General features: G+C 70.3%; 11 protein-coding genes and 1 pseudogene. 7 read left to right on the top strand and 5 right to left on the bottom strand.

Annotated features, from left to right (window positions below):
* Nucleotides 1–8: 8 nt before the first annotated feature.
* Together ABZ016_RS25090 and ABZ016_RS25085 are read right to left on the bottom strand one after the other, a co-directional pair.
* Nucleotides 9–2,492, bottom strand: a complete 2,484-nt coding sequence (locus ABZ016_RS25090) for an amino acid adenylation domain-containing protein (protein ID WP_356918923.1) — start codon at nucleotides 2,490–2,492, stop codon at nucleotides 9–11.
* On the bottom strand, nucleotides 2,492–5,038 hold the full coding sequence (locus ABZ016_RS25085; RefSeq protein WP_356918921.1) for a Pls/PosA family non-ribosomal peptide synthetase: 2,547 nt from the start codon (nucleotides 5,036–5,038) through the stop codon (nucleotides 2,492–2,494). Before ABZ016_RS25085 ends, ABZ016_RS25090 begins: the two co-directional genes overlap by 1 nt.
* Nucleotides 5,039–5,292: 254 nt before the next feature.
* On the opposite strand from ABZ016_RS25085, the gene ABZ016_RS25080 reads away from it, so the two are divergent.
* On the top strand, nucleotides 5,293–8,487 hold the full coding sequence (locus tag ABZ016_RS25080; RefSeq protein ID WP_356918920.1) for an alpha-L-rhamnosidase: 3,195 nt from the start codon (nucleotides 5,293–5,295) through the stop codon (nucleotides 8,485–8,487).
* Between the two features lie 97 nt (nucleotides 8,488–8,584).
* Here ABZ016_RS25080 and ABZ016_RS25075 read toward each other — a convergent pair whose 3' ends face one another.
* Together ABZ016_RS25075 and ABZ016_RS25070 are read right to left on the bottom strand one after the other, a co-directional pair.
* Nucleotides 8,585–9,061 carry a hypothetical protein gene (locus ABZ016_RS25075; RefSeq protein ID WP_356918918.1) on the bottom strand — a complete coding sequence of 159 codons (477 nt, stop codon included), beginning with the start codon at nucleotides 9,059–9,061 and terminating at the stop codon, nucleotides 8,585–8,587.
* Nucleotides 9,062–9,505: 444 nt separating this feature from the next.
* Nucleotides 9,506–9,811, bottom strand: a pseudogene (locus ABZ016_RS25070) (helix-turn-helix domain-containing protein); the annotation flags it as partial.
* Between the two features lie 107 nt (nucleotides 9,812–9,918).
* On the opposite strand from ABZ016_RS25070, the gene ABZ016_RS25065 reads away from it, so the two are divergent.
* On the top strand, nucleotides 9,919–10,323 hold the full coding sequence (locus tag ABZ016_RS25065; RefSeq protein ID WP_356918917.1) for an STAS domain-containing protein: 405 nt from the start codon (nucleotides 9,919–9,921) through the stop codon (nucleotides 10,321–10,323).
* A gap of 97 nt (nucleotides 10,324–10,420) precedes the next feature.
* Nucleotides 10,421–10,576, top strand: a complete 156-nt coding sequence (locus ABZ016_RS25060; protein ID WP_356918965.1) for a hypothetical protein — start codon at nucleotides 10,421–10,423, stop codon at nucleotides 10,574–10,576.
* 81 nt (nucleotides 10,577–10,657) lie between these two features.
* On the opposite strand, the gene ABZ016_RS25055 is transcribed toward ABZ016_RS25060, so the two are convergent.
* Entirely contained in the window at nucleotides 10,658–11,269 is a 612-nt protein-coding gene (locus ABZ016_RS25055) for a MarR family transcriptional regulator (protein WP_356918916.1), read from the bottom strand.
* Nucleotides 11,270–11,387: 118 nt separating this feature from the next.
* Here ABZ016_RS25055 and ABZ016_RS25050 point away from each other — a divergent pair, with 118 nt between their 5' ends.
* From ABZ016_RS25050 to ABZ016_RS25035, 4 genes are all read left to right on the top strand, one after another.
* Nucleotides 11,388–11,666, top strand: a complete 279-nt coding sequence (locus tag ABZ016_RS25050) for a hypothetical protein (protein ID WP_356918915.1) — start codon at nucleotides 11,388–11,390, stop codon at nucleotides 11,664–11,666.
* 374 nt (nucleotides 11,667–12,040) lie between these two features.
* Nucleotides 12,041–12,823, top strand: coding sequence for a chloride channel protein (locus ABZ016_RS25045; RefSeq protein ID WP_356918914.1), 783 nt, complete (start codon nucleotides 12,041–12,043; stop codon nucleotides 12,821–12,823).
* Nucleotides 12,817–13,416 carry a CBS domain-containing protein gene (locus ABZ016_RS25040; protein WP_356918912.1) on the top strand — a complete coding sequence of 200 codons (600 nt, stop codon included), beginning with the start codon at nucleotides 12,817–12,819 and terminating at the stop codon, nucleotides 13,414–13,416. The genes ABZ016_RS25045 and ABZ016_RS25040 overlap by 7 nt, the downstream gene beginning before the upstream one ends.
* Nucleotides 13,417–13,676: 260 nt before the next feature.
* Entirely contained in the window at nucleotides 13,677–16,778 is a 3,102-nt protein-coding gene (locus ABZ016_RS25035; RefSeq protein ID WP_356918911.1) for an FAD-linked oxidase C-terminal domain-containing protein, read from the top strand.
* The last annotated feature ends 21 nt before the right edge of the window (nucleotides 16,779–16,799 follow it).

The following is a 16,799-nucleotide window of genomic DNA, read 5'->3' as shown; positions in this document are numbered from 1 at the left end:
CGTGATGGTCACGGTCCTCCGCCGCTGCGGGCGTCGATCAGGCGGGCCAGGTCGGCCAGTACGGGGCGGCCGACGAGGTCACGCGGTGAGATCACCCGGTCCAGCGCGACCGCGAGCCGTACCGCCGTCAGTGAGGTGCCGCCTAGGTCGAAGAAGTTGTCGTCCCGGCGGATCCGTCCGGGCGGTATGCCGAGTTCTGTCGCCCACTCCGCCGCGAGCCGCCGTTCGGCCGGTGTCCGCGGGGTGCCTCGGGAGTCCCGGGCCGGTCCGAGGTCTTCGGCGAGGGCCGTGAGCGCCTTGCGGTCGGTCTTGCCGTTGGCGGTGAGCGGCAGGCTGTCCAGCCGGTGGAAGAACGCCGGAACCATGTACGCGGGAAGCAGGTCCGCGAGCCGCTCCCGCAGGTGATCGGCGGTCGCCGCGCCCTCGCCCGTGCAGAAGGCGGCCAGCTGACGGCCGTACGCCTCCGCGCCGGTCACCACGACCGCGCAGTCGGTGACGCCGGGCACCCGCAGCAGCGCCTTCTCGACCTCGCCGATCTCGACCCGGAACCCGCGGATCTTCACCTGCGCGTCCTTGCGGCCGAGGAACTCCAGCTTCCCGTCGGGGCGCCAGCGGCCGAAGTCGCCGCCACGGAACAGCCTCCTGCCGGGCCGGTGGGGATCGGCCGGATAGGCGAGCCGGGTGCGTTCGGCGTCGTTGACGTAGCCGCGCCCGACGCACACCCCGGAGAAGACGATGGCGCCGGGGGCGCCGAGCGGAACCGGGCGCAGGTTCTCGTCGACGACGTACTGGCACACGTTGGCGATGGGCCGGCCGAGCGGGATCCGGTCGGTGGCGGGCGCCCGGTCCATCACCTCGTGGTTGGTGTCGTCGGACGTCTCGGTCAACCCGTAGGCGTTGACCAGCCGCACGGCGGGACCGGTGGCGAACCACCGCTGGACCAGCTCCCCGCGCAGCGCCTCGCCGGTGACGGACACGCACCGCAGATCGGGCAGGTCGCGTGGGGCGCGCTCCAGCGCGGACAGGATGACGTCGAGATAGGACGGCACCACCTGGAGGACGTTGACGCGGCCCTCGGTGATCCTGTCCAGGAACCGCTCCGCGTCCAGGACGGCCTCCTGCTCGACCAGCAGGGTCCGCCCGCCCGTCAGCAGCCCCGCCAGCAACTGCCACAGCGAGATGTCGAAGCACTGCGAGGCGGTCTGCGCCACCACGGTGCCCTCGCCGATGACCAGGTCGTCGATCTTGGCGTAGAGGTGGTTGAGCAGACCGGCGTGCTCGCACAGCGCGCCCTTCGGCTCGCCGGTGGAGCCCGAGGTGAAGAACACGTACGCGAGCCGGTCCGCCGGTATGTCCAGACCGAGGTCCGTTCCGTCGGTGGCGCGGCCGGCGATGTCCGGGACGAGCAGTCGCCGGGTTCCCGGGAGCGCTTCGAGCGCCCGGTCCAGCCGTGTGGTGCTGTCCGGTTCGGTGAGGACGTACGAGCAGCCGGCGCGGCTGAGCATCGTGGCGATGCGGCCTGGCGGATGCCCCGGGTCGACGGGCAGGTAGACGCCGCCGGCCTTGAGGACGCCGAGCACGCCGGCCGCCCAGTGGAGGTCGCGCTCGGTCACGACGGCGACCGTCTCCTCGCGGCCGAGCCCCTCGGCCAGCAGGGCGCGCGCCAGCCGGTTGGCCCGCGTGTTGAGCTCCGCGTACGTCCAGCGCCGGTTCCGGTGGACCACGGCGACGGCGTCCGGATGCCGTCGCACTCGCTCCTCGAACAGTTCGTGGAAACGGCGGTCCGGGAGTTCGCGGCGCGGCCCCGCCATCCCGTCGAGCTGGAACCGGAGTTCGTCCTCGGACAGCAGGCTGCGCCGGTCATGAGGGGCGTCGGGGTTGGTGGCGATCGCCTCCAGCGCCGCCAGGTGGTAACCCCCGATGCGGGCGGCGCAGTCCGCGTCCAGCAGGTCCGTCCGGTGGCGCAGGCGCAGCACGAGCCTGCCGCTCACCTCGCTCGCCGAGACCCCGAGCAGCACGCCGCCGTCAGCCGGGACGTCGACCTCGTTCCCCACGGGTGCGAACACCGCTTCCGGCCCGGTCGGGGACGGTGAGCCGGTCCCGTGCGACAGCACCGCCTCCTCGGCCCGCCGGGCGTCCAGCACCAGCCGGCGCCAGTCGCCGGGGCCGACCGTCAACGCGAAGGGCAGCGGCCCGGTCCGGTTCGGGGCCAGGTAGCCGCTGCGCACGTCGGGATCGCCGGAGAGCAGGGCCAGCACCTTCGCGTGGGCCGCGAGAAGGATCGCGCTGAGCGGCACGCCGAGTTCACGGGCCCGCACACGCAGAACCGCCGTCACGTCGCCGGGGACGCTCCTGACCTGCTCTCCGGTGCCCGGCACCGGCTCCGCCGCCCAGCGGGGCAGGACCGTGAAGCCGCCCTCGGCCCGGTCGATCCGGCCCTCGGCCCGGCTGTCCTGTCCGGGGACGCGGGCGCCCGTCGCTGTCGGTGCCATCACTGCGCACCTCCGCTTTCGTCGAGTGCCGGGCGGGCCGGATTCCCCGCCCAGCGGGTGTGCTCGGGGACCGTCTCGCCCTTCATCAGGAAGGAGTCCGCCGCCAGCACGGCGCCCTCACCGACCGTCACGCCGTAGTGCACGAACGCCCCGACGCCGAGAGTGCAGCCGGCACCGAGCCGGCTGCGGTCCGACTTGAACGTGCCGTCCTCCTGGGAATGGCACTGCAGGACGCTGCCCGCGTTGAGGGTGCAGTCGTCCCCGATGGCGGCCATGCGGCGCTCCGTCAGGGCGCATCCGTCGTCGAAGACCCGCGCCCCGATCCGGACCCCCAGCAGGCGCCACACGAGGCTCTTGAACGGCGTGCCGTCCAGGACGTGCAGATATGTCTCGGACGGGACCTTCCAGTACCGCTCGCGCCGCCAGAACCGGCGGTCGTAGATCGAGCAGAACAGCGGCTCCGGGGGGTGCACCGCCGTGACGGCCCGCTCGACGAGGACGTAGTACAGCAAGGTGAACGGCAGGACGACGACGTTGGCGAGCGCGAGGGACACGGTGCCGTGGGCCGGATACCGGCTCGCGGCGAGCGAGAAGAGCAGGACGACGCAGAAGAAGTACAGCCAGCCCGTCAGCAGGTGGCACGTCATGGTGACGGCGTTGTGCCGGTTCTTGGCCGCGAGCCCGCGGCGCAGACCGCCGCCGCCCTTCAGCTCGTCGAAGGTGCTGTCCCGTGCCACCGACCGTGGGATCTCGAAGCAGGGAGAGCCGAGAAGCCCCACGTCGTGCCGGAGCGGCCCGCTGACAGGGACCGCCACCTTGGTGGCGAGGAGGCAGTTGTCGCCGGTCCTGCCGCCGGCCGGGTAGGCGATCCGGTTCCCGAGGAAGTTGTGCGCCCCGATCGCGGTCGGCGACAGCCGGAAGGAGGTGCTGGAGTACTCGGCGTTCATCAGGGACAGCCCGTCCGCGACCATGGTCCCGGTGCCGACCCTGCTCAGATAGGGGCTCTCGTGCTTGACCTGGGTGCCGAAGTTCGAGCCGGTCTGCGCCACGGGGGAGAGCCGGTATCCGATCCAGCGCAGGTAGTGCACGATGCACGCGCTGTCGCCGAACAGACGGGTCAGGGACTTCCTGTTCGTCATCAGGACGATCGTCCGGTGCACGGTGTGGTGGAAGCCGAAGAGCGGGTAGGTACGTTCGGGCCGGACGAACCTGCCCAGCAGCCGTGGGACGGTGGCCAGGATCGCGAGAGCGGCGATGACGCCGCCGAAGAAGACGACGACCGTGACCACCAGCAGGTCGACGTAGAGCACCGTCACCCCACCGCCCTCGAGCGCGGCGGATCCCTTCAGCATCCGGGAGAGCAGCACGTCCAGGCAGCCCACGGCCAACGGCACGTACACCAGGAGAATCGTGAGCATGAGCAGGGCGCCGTGGACCGCTCGTCGTGCGGTGCCGCACCGGGCGGGCTCCACCGCTGGGAAATCGGCGTCCGCCGGCTGGGCCGGAGAGCCGTGCCAGTGCGCGCCGTCGGGGACCGCCTGGCCGCTGTGCAGGGAGGACGCGTGCCCGAGCCGGGATCCATCGCCGAGCCGGGTCCCGATGTCCAGCACCGTCACCTCGCTGACGACCGCGTCGCGGCCCACGGTGACCTGCCCTGTCTCGATCACACCGTCGGCCGCGCGGTAGCAGCTGATCAGGGCGTCCTTGCGGATGAGCGCGCCGTCCCCGATCGTCAGCAGGTCGGTGCAGACGGGGACACCGCGCGCCAGGATCGTCACCCCTCTGCCGATGCGCGCGCCCAGGGCCCGGAGAAAGAGGGGGTAGAGCGGCGATCCGACGAACAGAACTACCGGGCTCGACCGGATCAGTGTCTTGACCAGCCAGAACCGGAAGTAGGTGAGGCTCCAGACGCGGAACCGCCGTGGCGTGAACCGGCCGATGAGCAGCCATTTGGCGACCACGGGCAGGGCGCACAGCACGGCGAACAGCACGGCGCCGAAGACGACGCTGCGCAGGTAGGCGTCGAGCAGATTCGCCTGTGCGGAGATCCATTCGTAGCCCTGGGCGGCGACGGCGCCGAGGAGAAAGGCATAGCCGAGGAAGGCCAGGAGCTGGAGTGAGCCGCAGAGCACACGGCGGGGGCGGCCCGTCGGCGGCTCCGGCGCCGGTGCCCGCCCCATGGGGTGCGCCGACGGGGCAGGCCTTTCGGATTTTTCGATTCGGGATGGACGCGGGGCGCCGTCGAGCAGTCCGGCCGCCAGCCGGCCGGCGGTCGGATACCGGTAGACGTCGCGCATCGACACCGGCGGCAGGTCCGGCCGTTTCCTCACCCGCGCGCAGAAGTGCGCCATCACCAGGGAGTCGGCGCCGAGGTCGTCGAAGAAATGGCTGTCGAGAGGTACCTCGTCCAGGTGTGCGACCTCAGCCAGTAGCCCGGCCAGCCGCTCGGCGACACCGGACACGTCGGTGGGATCCGCCGGCGCTTCACGGGGCCGGACCTCCTCCACCAGACCCTTGCCCGCCTCCTGGAGCTGCTGTCCCGTCATGGGGACCCCCTCCGCTGCCGAATGCTGGCATGCTCTGCCTCGCTAAGGGGTTCGTAGCCAGGCCGCCGACGTATGACTGTCCGGCCGTTCTTCTCAGATCCTGAGCGGAATGTCTCACCAGGTGGCGGCGTCTCGCGCGTGAGGTGAAAGGATTCAAGCACCCTCGCGGTGTCACATCCCTTGACGTCAGGGTGCGGTCTCCCTAAGTTCCCCTCCACCTAAAACGATTCACCTCCGCAGAAACGGAGACGAACGTGATCAGCAGGAGAGAAGTACTGGGAACGGCCGGTGTCGCCGCCGTCGCCACAGCCCTGACCACCGCGGGCGCCCGTGCCGCCGCGGCGGGCGGGACGGGGAAGGCGCCGGGCGGGACGGTGCGGCTGCGGGTCACCGCGCCCACCGTCGAGTACGCCAGACATCCGCTCGGCATCGACGTGCCGCGACCACGGCTGAGCTGGCCCCTGTCCGGCGCGAGAACCCAGAGTGCCTACCAGGTGCGAGTGGCCACGACCGCGGCGCGACTGGCGGACCCCGACGTCTGGGACAGCGGCCGGGTCGCCTCCGCCGAGTCGGCCCTCGTGCCGTATGCAGGACCCGCTCTGGAGCCGCGCACCCGCTACCACTGGCAGGTCCGCGTATGGGACGCCTCGGGCACGGCCTCCCCGTGGAGCGAGCCGTCCTGGTGGGAGACCGGCCTCGAGGACTGGTCGGCCCGCTGGATCACCGCTCCCGGCGAGCTTCTCGACGCACCCGCCCTGACCGGGGCGTCCTGGATCTGGTTCCCCGAGGGCGACCCCACGCAGAGCGTGCCCGCGGCGACGCGCTGGTTCCGGGGCCTCGTCGACATTCCGGCCGGAGTGACCCGTGCCCGTCTGGTCCTCACCGCCGACGACGGCTACACGGCCCACGTGAACGGCACTCAGGTCGCCTCCGTCGAGGCGGCTTCCGACTCCGAAGCGTGGCGCCGCCCCGCCCTGATCGACGTCACGGAGTCCATCGGCACGGGTCCGGGCGTTCTCGCCGTCGAAGCGACCAACGCCGAGGAAGGGCCCGCAGGACTGCTGGCCGTGCTCGAACTGACCCTGACCGACGGATCACGGCGCCTGGTGTCCACAGGAGACGGATGGAGGGCCACGGACACGGAGCCGACCGGAGAGTGGACCTCCCTCGCCTTCGACCACTCGTCCTGGCCGGCCGCCAAGAAGGCGGCCGAATGGGGCGCCGGCCCCTGGGGCGAAGTGACCCCCGACCACGCCCCCGCGGCGCAACTGCGCCACACCTTCCGTCTCAAGCGCGGAAAGATCGCCCGAGCCCGCCTCTACGCGACGGCTCTCGGCCTGTACGAGCCCCGGATCAACGGTCGCCGCGTCGGGGAGGACCGGCTCGCACCCGGCTGGACGGACTACGCCAAGCGGGTGCAGTACCAGACGTACGACGTGACCGAACTGCTCTCGACCGGCGCCAACGCACTCGGTGTCACCCTGGCCGCGGGCTGGTACTCGGGCAACATCGCCTGGGCGGGACCGCACCACTACGGCGAACGCCCGGCCCTCCTGGCCCAGTTGGAGGTGACCTACCAGGACGGCTCGACGCAGCGCGTGACCTCCGGCACCGGCTGGCGCGCCGCGACCGGACCCATCACCAGAGCAGACCTGCTGGCCGGCGAGGACTACGACGCCCGCCTGGAGACCGAGGGCTGGACCCGCTCCGGCTTCGACGACGGTCACTGGGCACCGGCCGAGGCCGTCGACGACGTCACGGCCGAACCGGTCGCCCAGATCGACGAGCCCTGCCGGGTCGAACGAATTTTGCCCGCCCGCGAGGTGACCGAGCCGAAACCGGGCGTGTACGTGTACGACTTCGGCCAGAACATGGTCGGCACCGTCCGGCTCACCGTGTCCGGCGAGGCGGGGACCACCATCCGCCTCCGCCACGCCGAGGTGCTCAACCCTGACGGGACGATCTACACGGCCAATCTGCGCACGGCCCGCGCCACCGACACCTACGTCTGCAAGGGCACAGGCCCGGAAACCTGCGAACCCCGCTTCACCTTCCACGGGTTCCGCTACGTCGAGGTGACCGGGTGCGACAGCGCACCTCCCCGCAGCGCGGTGAAGGGACTCGTCGTGCACACGGCGGCCCCGTTCACCATGGAGTTCGACACCGATGCGCCCATGCTCAACCAGCTGCACAGCAACATCACCTGGGGCCAGCGCGGCAACTTCCTGTCCGTGCCGACCGACACGCCCGCGCGGGACGAACGGCTCGGCTGGACCGGCGACATCAACGTCTTCGCACCGACCGCCACGTACGTCATGGAATCGGCGCGCTTCCTGTCGAAGTGGCTGCAGGACCTGCGCGAGGCCCAGACCGACGACGGGGCGTTCCCGGACGTGGCGCCCAACCCGCGGATCACCGGGTCAGGAACGGCCGGCTGGGGAGACGCCGGGGTCACCGTGCCGTGGGCCCTCTACCAGGCCTACGGAGACACGCGGGTGCTCGAGGAGTCGTGGCCGTCGATGCTGAGATGGCTCGACCATCTGCGCGCCCACAGCTCCGGCTACCTGCGTCCCGCCACCGGCTACGGCGACTGGCTGAATGTGCAGGACGAGACCCCCAAGGACGTCATCGCCACCGCCTACTTCGCCCACGCGGCCGACCTCGTGGCACGCACGGCACAGGCCCTGGGCAAGGACAGCAAGCCGTACACCGAGCTGTTCCATGCCGTACGCGACGCCTTCCGCGCCGCCTACGTGGACAAGACCGCGAGGGTGAAGGGCGATACGCAGACCGCATACGTCCTCGCCCTGTCCATGGACCTGCTGGCCGAAACGGACCGAGAGCCGGCCGCCGAGCGGCTGGTTTCCCTGATCCGCGGCAAGGACTGGCACCTGTCGACGGGATTCCTCGGCACGCCCCGGCTGCTTCCGGTCCTCACCGACACCGGCCATGTCGACGTCGCGTACCGGCTCCTCGAACAACGCTCCTTCCCCAGCTGGGGCTACCCGATCGACCGCGGCTCCACGACGATGTGGGAACGCTGGGACTCCATCCGCCCCGACGGCTCGTTCCAGGACGCGGGCATGAACTCGTTCAACCACTACGCCTACGGATGTGTGGGGGAGTGGATGTACGCCAGCATCGCGGGCATCGCACCGGGCGAGCCCGGCTACCGTAAGGTCCTCGTCCGCCCACGGCCAGGCGGTAGCCTCAAACGGGCCCAGGGGCGCCTGAACTCGGTGCGCGGGCCGATCTCGACGCGCTGGACGCTGGACGGCGAGAAGTTCAGTCTCTCCCTCGGCGTTCCCGCCAACACGACCGCCGAGGTGTGGATCCCCCTTCGCCGTGACGCCGACGAAGTCACGCACGGGGCCGCTCAGTTGCAGCGAACCGAGGACGGCTGCGCGGTGTTCCTCGCGCCGCCGGGCCACCACCGGTTCGTCAACTGACCGTCCCGGAGGGGTCGGGCCCGGCCCGTTTTGCGGCGGGCCGGGGTCCACGTGCCACATGGGCAGGCTGGTCGCTGCCCTTGGTCCCCGCAGGGGGTCAGTGGTGCTTGTTGTCGACTGCTCGGAAGCTGCCGACCAGCGCGAACGGCACCACGGCGCCGTCGAACACCGTCGTGCCGGGGATGACGCTGCTGGAGTTCCGGGGCCCGATCGTCGCGATGGCGGCGCCATTGTCGCAGGTGATCCCGGTGAAGAATTCGATGGTCTTGTCGCTCTCGTTCCGTACGTTGAAGCTGGTGGCGGGACTGCTGATCACAGCGGTGCACACACCCGGGTCCGCCGAATACGTTCGCTCGTTGACGAAGACCCGCCCATCGTCATTGTTGTTCCTGCGGTGGTCGAAGTTCGTCTGGCCGCCGCCGTCGCCTCCGAGGGGAGCGGAGGCGTCGGCGTTCTGCACCGACGGGGCGGACTCCGGGACGGAGCTGGAAGCCGAGGCGTAGTTCACACCGGTTGCAGCCAGGACTGCGATGCCCACGGACAGAGCGATCGCGACAACGGTACGCCCGCGCATTCCGCTTTTCCTTTTCTCAGGCATTCCACTTCTCCATCTCTCAGGGATGTCAGCTGATTCGCCGACCAAGATCGAACATACTCATGTCCATTTCTGTCGCCACCTCAGGAATTCCTGAAGGGGCGACAGAAGTGGGCCGACCGGGTGTTCGAAAGCCGTGCGTCGCGCTCATGACGACCCATCAGAAATGCTTCAGTGAAAGTCACTTGATCACACAATTAAGCCGCCCGGGGGACCGGGCTGACGCCCTTTCACACTGCCGCTGGCGTGTCGTGCATTGAAAATGTCCCGCGCAGCGGCTAGTGGACCGCCCAGGCTCCTGTTTGTCCTGTTCAGCGGCCTGACCGCCGGCGCTGCCGGCCGGCGCGGCAACGCACTGCCGACGCGGGTCAGAAGTGGGCCGAGGGGGGGAGGTGCCACGTTCGGCGTCTCGTCCTTCTTGTCGCGTTCGGTCTCGTCCTGGACGAGCAGCGACAGCAGGGAGGCCACGGGCAGGCCGGCTTCGGCCGGGTGACGCAGCACCTTGTCCGGTTCGATGCGGTAGGTGTTCGTGCGCCCGTCCCGGGTGTGCGAGAGGTAACCGTCCTGCTCGAGGTCGGAGATGATCCGCGCGACGGCGCGCTCCGTGAGCCGGCAGCGGGCAGCGATGTCACGGACTCGGACGTTCGGGTTGTCGGCGATGGCCGCCAGTACGCGCGCGTGGCTGGTGATGAACGTCCATCCGGTGTGAGATTCGGGCACTCCAACCATGGCAGGCATTTTAAGGGGCGGCGTTGCAGGAACGCAGATACATGACATACTTTTCCGGTAACGAATGACATGCTCCCTCGCGGGAGAGCCACAGAAGGAGTGCAAGGGTGCCCTCGGACGAGGTCGTCATGCCGACGCTCACGAGCGACACGGCCGGGAAGCTGGTGCCGGAACAGGCCGCTGAACGTGTTTCGGCGGTGCCTGCGCCGCATCAGTACGCATGGCGCGGGTCCTGGGTCGTCGCGGCCCACGGCTCCTACGACATGCAGTCGATCACGCCGTTGGCCGAGGCACTGGGTACCGCGGCGAAGAAGCACCCGAAGGTGATTCTGGACGCCTCCGGCGTCACGTTCGCCGACTCGACGCTGCTGAACCTGCTGATCCTGACCCACCAAACGGGGACCCTGCGCGTGGTCGCACCGTCACCACAGCTTCAGCGGCTCTGCGAGATCACCGGAGTCGACAACCTCCTGGAGATTCGGGACACGGTCGACGAGGCTGCCGTCTCCTGACGCCGCCATGCGGTGCGAACGGCCGCGACGATGTCGCCGATGAGCGCACGTACTGCTCGCGGTACGGGTAGCCGTCGGCAAGAGGCCGCGAGCGTCCGTGCAACGCCTGGACGATCTCCTGCACCTGCTCTCGCAGCCCTTCCGCTCAGCGGAGGAGACCTGCGACCGGCTCCTGTGGCGCCTCCGGAAGCCCGCTGACCATGACGACGTCGCCCTGCTCATCGCCCACGCACAGCCCCTGACCACGGCATGAGGGCCCCAAGCAGGTCCTCGAGCCCGAGATGGGAGGGCGGCGGGCCGTCCACGCAGGGGGCGCGCACTTCACGCGCCAGGTTCAGGAGGCTCTGTCCGCCGGCCGACGACGCCCTCCCTGCGGGGCGTCCGGTGGGGCCGGGCTGAGCGGGTCGTCGAAGAGGCCGCCGACGCGACGCGTCTCGTCGAACGGGTCCACTGCCATCTCGTGTGCCGCCTCGGTGAGCGCCTTCAGGGCGGGCACGAGCCCGGCACGCGCTTCGGCGGGCAGCCGCTGCACGAGAGCGCGGATCTCGGTGCGCCGGTGTGCGAGGACGCGCTCCACCAGGTCCCTTCCGGCGGGCGTGAGGCTCAGGATCACCTCGCGCCGGTTGGCGGGGTTGGTCCTGCGGTCGATGAGGCCGGCGGACTCCAGGCGTTCGACCATCCGCAGTGCGGTGGAGGGATTGACACCCAGGGTCGCGGCCATGGCGGCGAGCTTGACGGGCCCGCAGGTGTCAAGCACCACCAAAGCGCGCAACTGGGGCAAGGTCAGAGTGCCGTCGGTGGACGCGAGGGCGCGGGCGGACACGGCGACGAGCAGCCTGGACGCCGTCATGACGGCGAGGGTGACCTCCTCCGCCTCCCGGTCGAGATCCGCGCGGGAGGGCGGTTCACCGGGGGGCTGGGGCCGATCGGGATCCTGCCGCGTCATGGTGTGCGGTCCACCTCTCCATCCGATGATCTTGCGATCCGGTACGTCGCCTTCACCCCTGCAACCATTGCACAGTGCAATGTTAGGGTGAATGCGACGAAGCCGGAACCGCGCGGGCATGCCGGTTTCCGGCGACAAGGGCGTGATGACATTGAAGACCGAACCGATATACGAAGCTTATTCGTTCGTGTGCCTGCGCTGTGGACATGCCTGGGAGGGCTCCTACGAGATCCGCCACTCCCTCGACCGTCAGGGCCGCCCGCACGCGGACTACTACCGGAAGGGCTCCAAGGTCCCTTCACCGCTGACCGAGAACAAGTGCCGGGTGTGCCTCGGACACCGCATCCGGATCCTGCGGCCCGGCCGGGTGCGATCCGCCCGTCCCTGGTCCGACTGACGCCGCGGCTCTGTGCGGATGCGTGACGACGCGCATCCACCCGCGCGCGAGAGCGACGGCCGCATTCATCCCTGGCACTGATCCGCCCACTCCGTCCCCCTTCGCGGGCAGCGTCGCCCGCCCCTCGCTGCCGCGTGCGGCGCCCGCCTGTGCTTCCCCGTGACCCACGTGTCTGAGTCCGGCCATGCCCTCATAGCGGTGGCAGCAATTCCCCTGTCCCCCGTACCCACCGCACCCAGGAGACTTCGACTGTGCCCTCGCCCCGCCCTGACAGACGAGAAGCCCCGTCCCGGCCATCGCCTTCCGGGCCCCCACGGCCGCACGGGCCGGTCAAGATCCCCCACCTCGGTGACTTCCACGTCCCGCCCCGTGTCGTGGCGATCACCGCGCTGGCGGTGCCGATCGGCGCGATCGCGGCGTTGGTGGCCGTCGGGCTGCTCAAGCTCATCGCCCTGATCACCAACCTGAGCTTCCACGGCCGCGCGGGCTTCGGCGAAGCGGTGCCGGGCGACACGGCGCACCGATGGCTGCTGTTGGTCATGCCGGTGGTCGGAGGGCTGGTCATCGGAGTCATGGCGCGGTACGGCTCGGACAAGATCCGCGGCCACGGCATGCCGGAGGCTATCGAGTCGATCCTGGTCGGGGGCAGCAGGGTGCAGCCGCGGGTCGCCGTGCTCAAGCCGACGTCCGCTGCGATCTCCATCGGCACGGGCGGCCCGTTCGGCGCCGAGGGGCCCATCATCATGACGGGCGGCGCGGTCGGCTCGCTCCTGGCACAGTTCCTCCGGGTCACCACCGACGAACGCAAGGCGCTGCTGGTCGCCGGTTCGGCGGCGGGCATGGCGGCCACCTTCAACGCGCCGCTGGCTTCCATCCTCCTGGCCGTGGAACTCCTGCTGTTCGAGTGGCGGCCGCGTTCCTATCTGCCCGTGGCCGTCGCCGCCGTCACCGCGACGCTGGTCCGCGGCCCGCTCCTGGGTGGTGAGCCGCTTTTCGGGGGTGCCCACGTCCCCGCACACATCGACGCGTCCGCCTACGGCCTGTGCGTCGTCTCCGGAATCGTCGCCGGCCTGCTGGCGCTGGGTGCCACCGCGCTCGTCTACTTCTGTTCTGCCTGGAACTCACCCACGAGATCAACGCCCTGCTACCCATGGTGATCACTGCCTCCGCGGCGTATCTGCTGTCCGTCACGCTCCTCAAGAGATCAGTGCTGACCGAGAAGCTCGCCCGGCGCGGCCTGCACCTGACACGCGAATACTCCGTCGACCCGCTCGAAGTCCACCTCGTCCGGCAGCTGGAGACAGCGATAGCGGTCAGCTTCCGCGCGGACCAGACGTCGGGCTCGGCCACCGCCCTGCTGCGCACCGCGCACGAGGCGGCGGACCCGGAACAGCTGCTGGCCCAGCGCCTCTACCCGGTCCTCGACGAGGACGGCGACCTCGTCGGCGTGGTCACGCGCGCCCAGCTGCTCCACGCCGACCCGTCCGAGTCCACGCCGCTGCGCCGGCTGGCCGCGCCCGCGGTCACCGCGTATCCCGACGAGACCCTGCGGACCACGGCGAACCGTATGGCCGAGCACGGCGTCACCCGCCTGCTCATCGTCGGCCGCGGCCCGCAGGCCGAGGTGGAGGGCGTCCTCAGCCTGCGTCACCTCCTGGAGGCGCGCAGCATCGACCTGCACGAGGAACACCACGCCGAACGTCTGCTGACGCTCCGGCCGCAGCGGGCCGCTGCGGCGACCACTGGGTGACGCACGGGGAGGACCAGCCCGCGAGGTCCGGATCTCGCTGAAATGCCCTCCGAAAATCATCATTGCAGAATGCAATGGTGGGTACGCGTGGGCCGGAGGTCCTCTGAGGGCCTCAGTTCCCGGCCCAAGCGTGCGAGAAGGAAGGCGGCGGACCCCATGGACGCGTGTACCCGCCCAAGATCGGGCGCACCAGCTGAAAGAGCCCGTCAACGCATGATCTCGCCTCGTGTGCGGGGCAGGCCCAAGGGATGGTCCTCCTGATGACTCGTACATCGCGACATGGAACCCGCAGTTCGACCGGCGGGCCGCACGAGTCGGTCGACGTGGTGGAGCTGGAGGCCGCGCTGCGTGACGCGGTCGACGGAGAGGTCCGCTTCGACGCGGGCAGCAGGGGAGCGTATGCCACGGACGGCAGCAACTACCGCCAGGTGCCCCTGGGCGTGGTCGTTCCACGCAGCGTGCACGCCGGAGTGCGGGCGGTGGAGGTGTGCGCACGGTTCAGGGCCCCCGTCCTCTCCAGGGGAGGGGGCACGAGCCTCGCGGGACAGTCGACCAACACGGCGGTGGTCATCGACTGGACCAAGTACTGCCACGCGCTGGTGTCGGTCGACCCCGATGCGCGCACCTGTGTGGTCGAACCCGGAATCGTCCTGGACGAGCTCAACCGGCAGCTGTCCCAGCACCGTCTGCAGTTCGGGCCGAAGCCGTCCACGCACAGCCACTGCGCACTGGGCGGCATGATCGGCAACAACTCGTGCGGGGCGTCGGCCCAGGCGTACGGCAAGACCGTGGACAACGTGCGCCGTCTGGAGATCCTCACCTACGACGGCACCCGCATGTGGGTCGGGGCGACGTCCGAGGCCGAACGGGCGCGGATCGCCGCCGAGGGCGGCCGATGGGCCGAGATCCACACCGGTCTGGAGCGCGTCGTCGTCGAGTACCTGGCGGACATCCGGCAGGGATACCCCAAGATCCCGCGCCGGGTCTCGGGCTACAACCTGGACTCCCTGCTGCCGGAGAACGGCTTCGACCTGGCCAAGGCCCTGGTCGGCAGCGAGGGCACCCTGGTGACGGTGCTGCGCGCCGAACTCGACCTGGTGCCGGTGCCGCCCTACCAGTCACTGCTGGTCCTCGGCTACGACGACATCTGCACCGCCGCCGACGACGTACCGGAGCTCCTGAAGCACTGCTCGCCGGGCCAGTTGGAGGCCCTCGACGGCCGAATGGCACAGCTCATGCGGGAGGAGCACGCCTACCTCGAATCCCTTGACGTCCTGCCGGACGGCGACAGCTGGCTGATGCTGCAGTTCACCGGCGACAGCCAGGAAGACGTCGACGAACAGGCGCACGCACTGCTGCGCGCTCTGGGCCGCTCCGAGAAGGAGCCCACCGTGGCCTTCTCCGACGACCCGGCACGCGAGCAGAAGATGCTCAAGGCCCGCGAGGCAGGCCTCGGAGTGACAGCGCGCCCGCCGGACGACCGGGAGACCTGGGAGGGCTGGGAGGACTCGGCCGTCCCGCCCGAGCGACTCGGCGACTACCTGCGCGACCTGAAGAAGCTGTTCGCCGAGTTCGACTACGACCACCCGTCGCTGTACGGGCACTTCGGACAGGGCTGCGTGCACACCCGCATCCCGTTCGGGCTGAAGACCGCCGAGGGCGTCGCCGACTTCCGCCGCTTCCTGGAGCGCGCCGCAGACCTTGTGGCCTCCTACGGCGGCTCCCTGTCCGGCGAACACGGCGACGGCCAGTCCCGGGGCGAGCTGCTCACCCGCATGTTCGGCGAACGGCTCGTGTCCGCCTTCGGCGAGGTGAAGGCCCTCTTCGACCCGGACAACCTCATGAACCCGGGCAAGGTCGTCGACCCCAACCCCGTCGACGGGCAGCTGCGGCTCGGACCGGGATGGCGGCCGGCCCACCTCGAAACGCACTTCGGCTACCCGGAGGACGAGCACTCCTTCACCCGCGCGGTGATGCGCTGCGTCGGCATCGGCAACTGCCGCAGCCACCAGGGCGGCGTGATGTGCCCCTCCTACCGGGCCACGAAGGAGGAGGAACACTCCACGCGCGGGCGGGCCCGGCTGCTGTTCGAGATGCTCGACGGCCACACGGACTCCGCGGTCACCGACGGCTGGCGATCCACCGAGGTCCGCGACGCCCTCGATCTCTGCCTTGCCTGCAAGGGCTGCAAGTCGGACTGCCCCACGGGCGTCGACATGGCCACGTACAAAGCCGAGTTCCTGGCCCACCATTACGACGGCCGCCTGCGCCCTGCGGCGCACTACTCCATGGGCTGGCTGCCGGTGTGGGCCCGTATGTCCCGGCTCGCGCCGTCGCTGGTCAACAGCGCGCTGCAAGCCCCCGGACTGGCCGGCCTCGGCAAGCGGCTGGCAGGCGTGGACGGTGCCCGCCAGGCACCGGTGTTCGCACCGCAGTCGTTCGTACAGTGGTGGCGGGATCGCGCCCCGGAAGAGCCGGACCCCGCCGATCCACGGACAGTCGTGCTGTGGCCCGACACGTTCAGCACCTACTTCCACCCCTCGATCGCGAAATCGGCGGTGCGTGTCCTGGAGGACGCCGGCTTCCGCGTCGCCGTGCCCACGGACTCCGTGTGCTGCGGCCTGACGTGGATCTCCACCGGGCAACTGACCACCGCCAAGAAAATCCTGCGCCGCACACTCGACACCCTGCGGCCCTACATCGAGGCCGGCACCCCGGTCATCGGGCTCGAACCCTCCTGCACCGCCGTGTTCCGCGCCGACGCTCCCGAGCTGATGCCGGACGACCAGGACGTACGGCGTCTGGCCGGCCAGTACCGCACGTTCGCGGAACACCTCGTGCGGCACGCGCCCGACGGCTGGCGGCCGCCCGCGCTGTCCCGGCAGGCCGTCGTGCAGACCCACTGCCACCAGCACGCGATCATGAAGGACGACGCCGATCGTGAACTGATGCGCCGGGCTCACCTCGACGCCGAGGTACTGGACGAGGGCTGCTGCGGCCTGGCCGGCAACTTCGGCTTCGAACGCGGCCACCACGAGGTCTCCATGGCCGTCGCGGAACAGGGTGTCCTGCCGGCAGTGCGCGCGGCCGCACCCGGCAGCCTGCTCCTCGCGGACGGCTTCAGCTGCCGCACCCAGATCGAACAGGGTGACACCGGCCGCCGGGCGCTGCACCTCGCCGAGGTGCTGGCCCTGGGCCTGGACGGAAACCTGCCCAGTGAGCATCCCGAACGCCTGGCGCAGCGGCCGCTCGAGCCGTCCCGCGCGGGCCGCTGGGCGATCACCACGGGCGCCGCGGTCCTGACAGCCGGGGCCGCCGCCGTGGCCGCTCGCAGCGCCGCACGCCACCTGCGCCGGGCGTAGCCGACAACCAACCAGACACAC

The sequence above is a fragment of the Streptomyces sp. NPDC006372 genome (assembly GCF_040612515.1).
In the GTDB taxonomy this organism is placed as follows: domain Bacteria; phylum Actinomycetota; class Actinomycetes; order Streptomycetales; family Streptomycetaceae; genus Streptomyces.
This window is presented reverse-complemented; position numbering and strand designations above follow the sequence as displayed.

Bases quoted from the DNA above. Each gene is read 5' to 3' on its own strand.
- ABZ016_RS25035 (WP_356918911.1), top strand. From the start codon at position 13,677: ATGACTCGTACATCGCGACATGGAACCCGCAGTTCGACCGGCGGGCCG.
- ABZ016_RS25055 (WP_356918916.1), bottom strand. From the start codon at position 11,269: ATGACGCGGCAGGATCCCGATCGGCCCCAGCCCCCCGGTGAACCGCCC.
- ABZ016_RS25090 (WP_356918923.1), bottom strand. From the start codon at position 2,492: ATGGCACCGACAGCGACGGGCGCCCGCGTCCCCGGACAGGACAGCCGG.
- ABZ016_RS25085 (WP_356918921.1), bottom strand. From the start codon at position 5,038: ATGACGGGACAGCAGCTCCAGGAGGCGGGCAAGGGTCTGGTGGAGGAG.
- ABZ016_RS25075 (WP_356918918.1), bottom strand. From the start codon at position 9,061: ATGCGCGGGCGTACCGTTGTCGCGATCGCTCTGTCCGTGGGCATCGCA.
- ABZ016_RS25050 (WP_356918915.1), top strand. From the start codon at position 11,388: ATGCCGGTTTCCGGCGACAAGGGCGTGATGACATTGAAGACCGAACCG.
- ABZ016_RS25040 (WP_356918912.1), top strand. From the start codon at position 12,817: ATGGTGATCACTGCCTCCGCGGCGTATCTGCTGTCCGTCACGCTCCTC.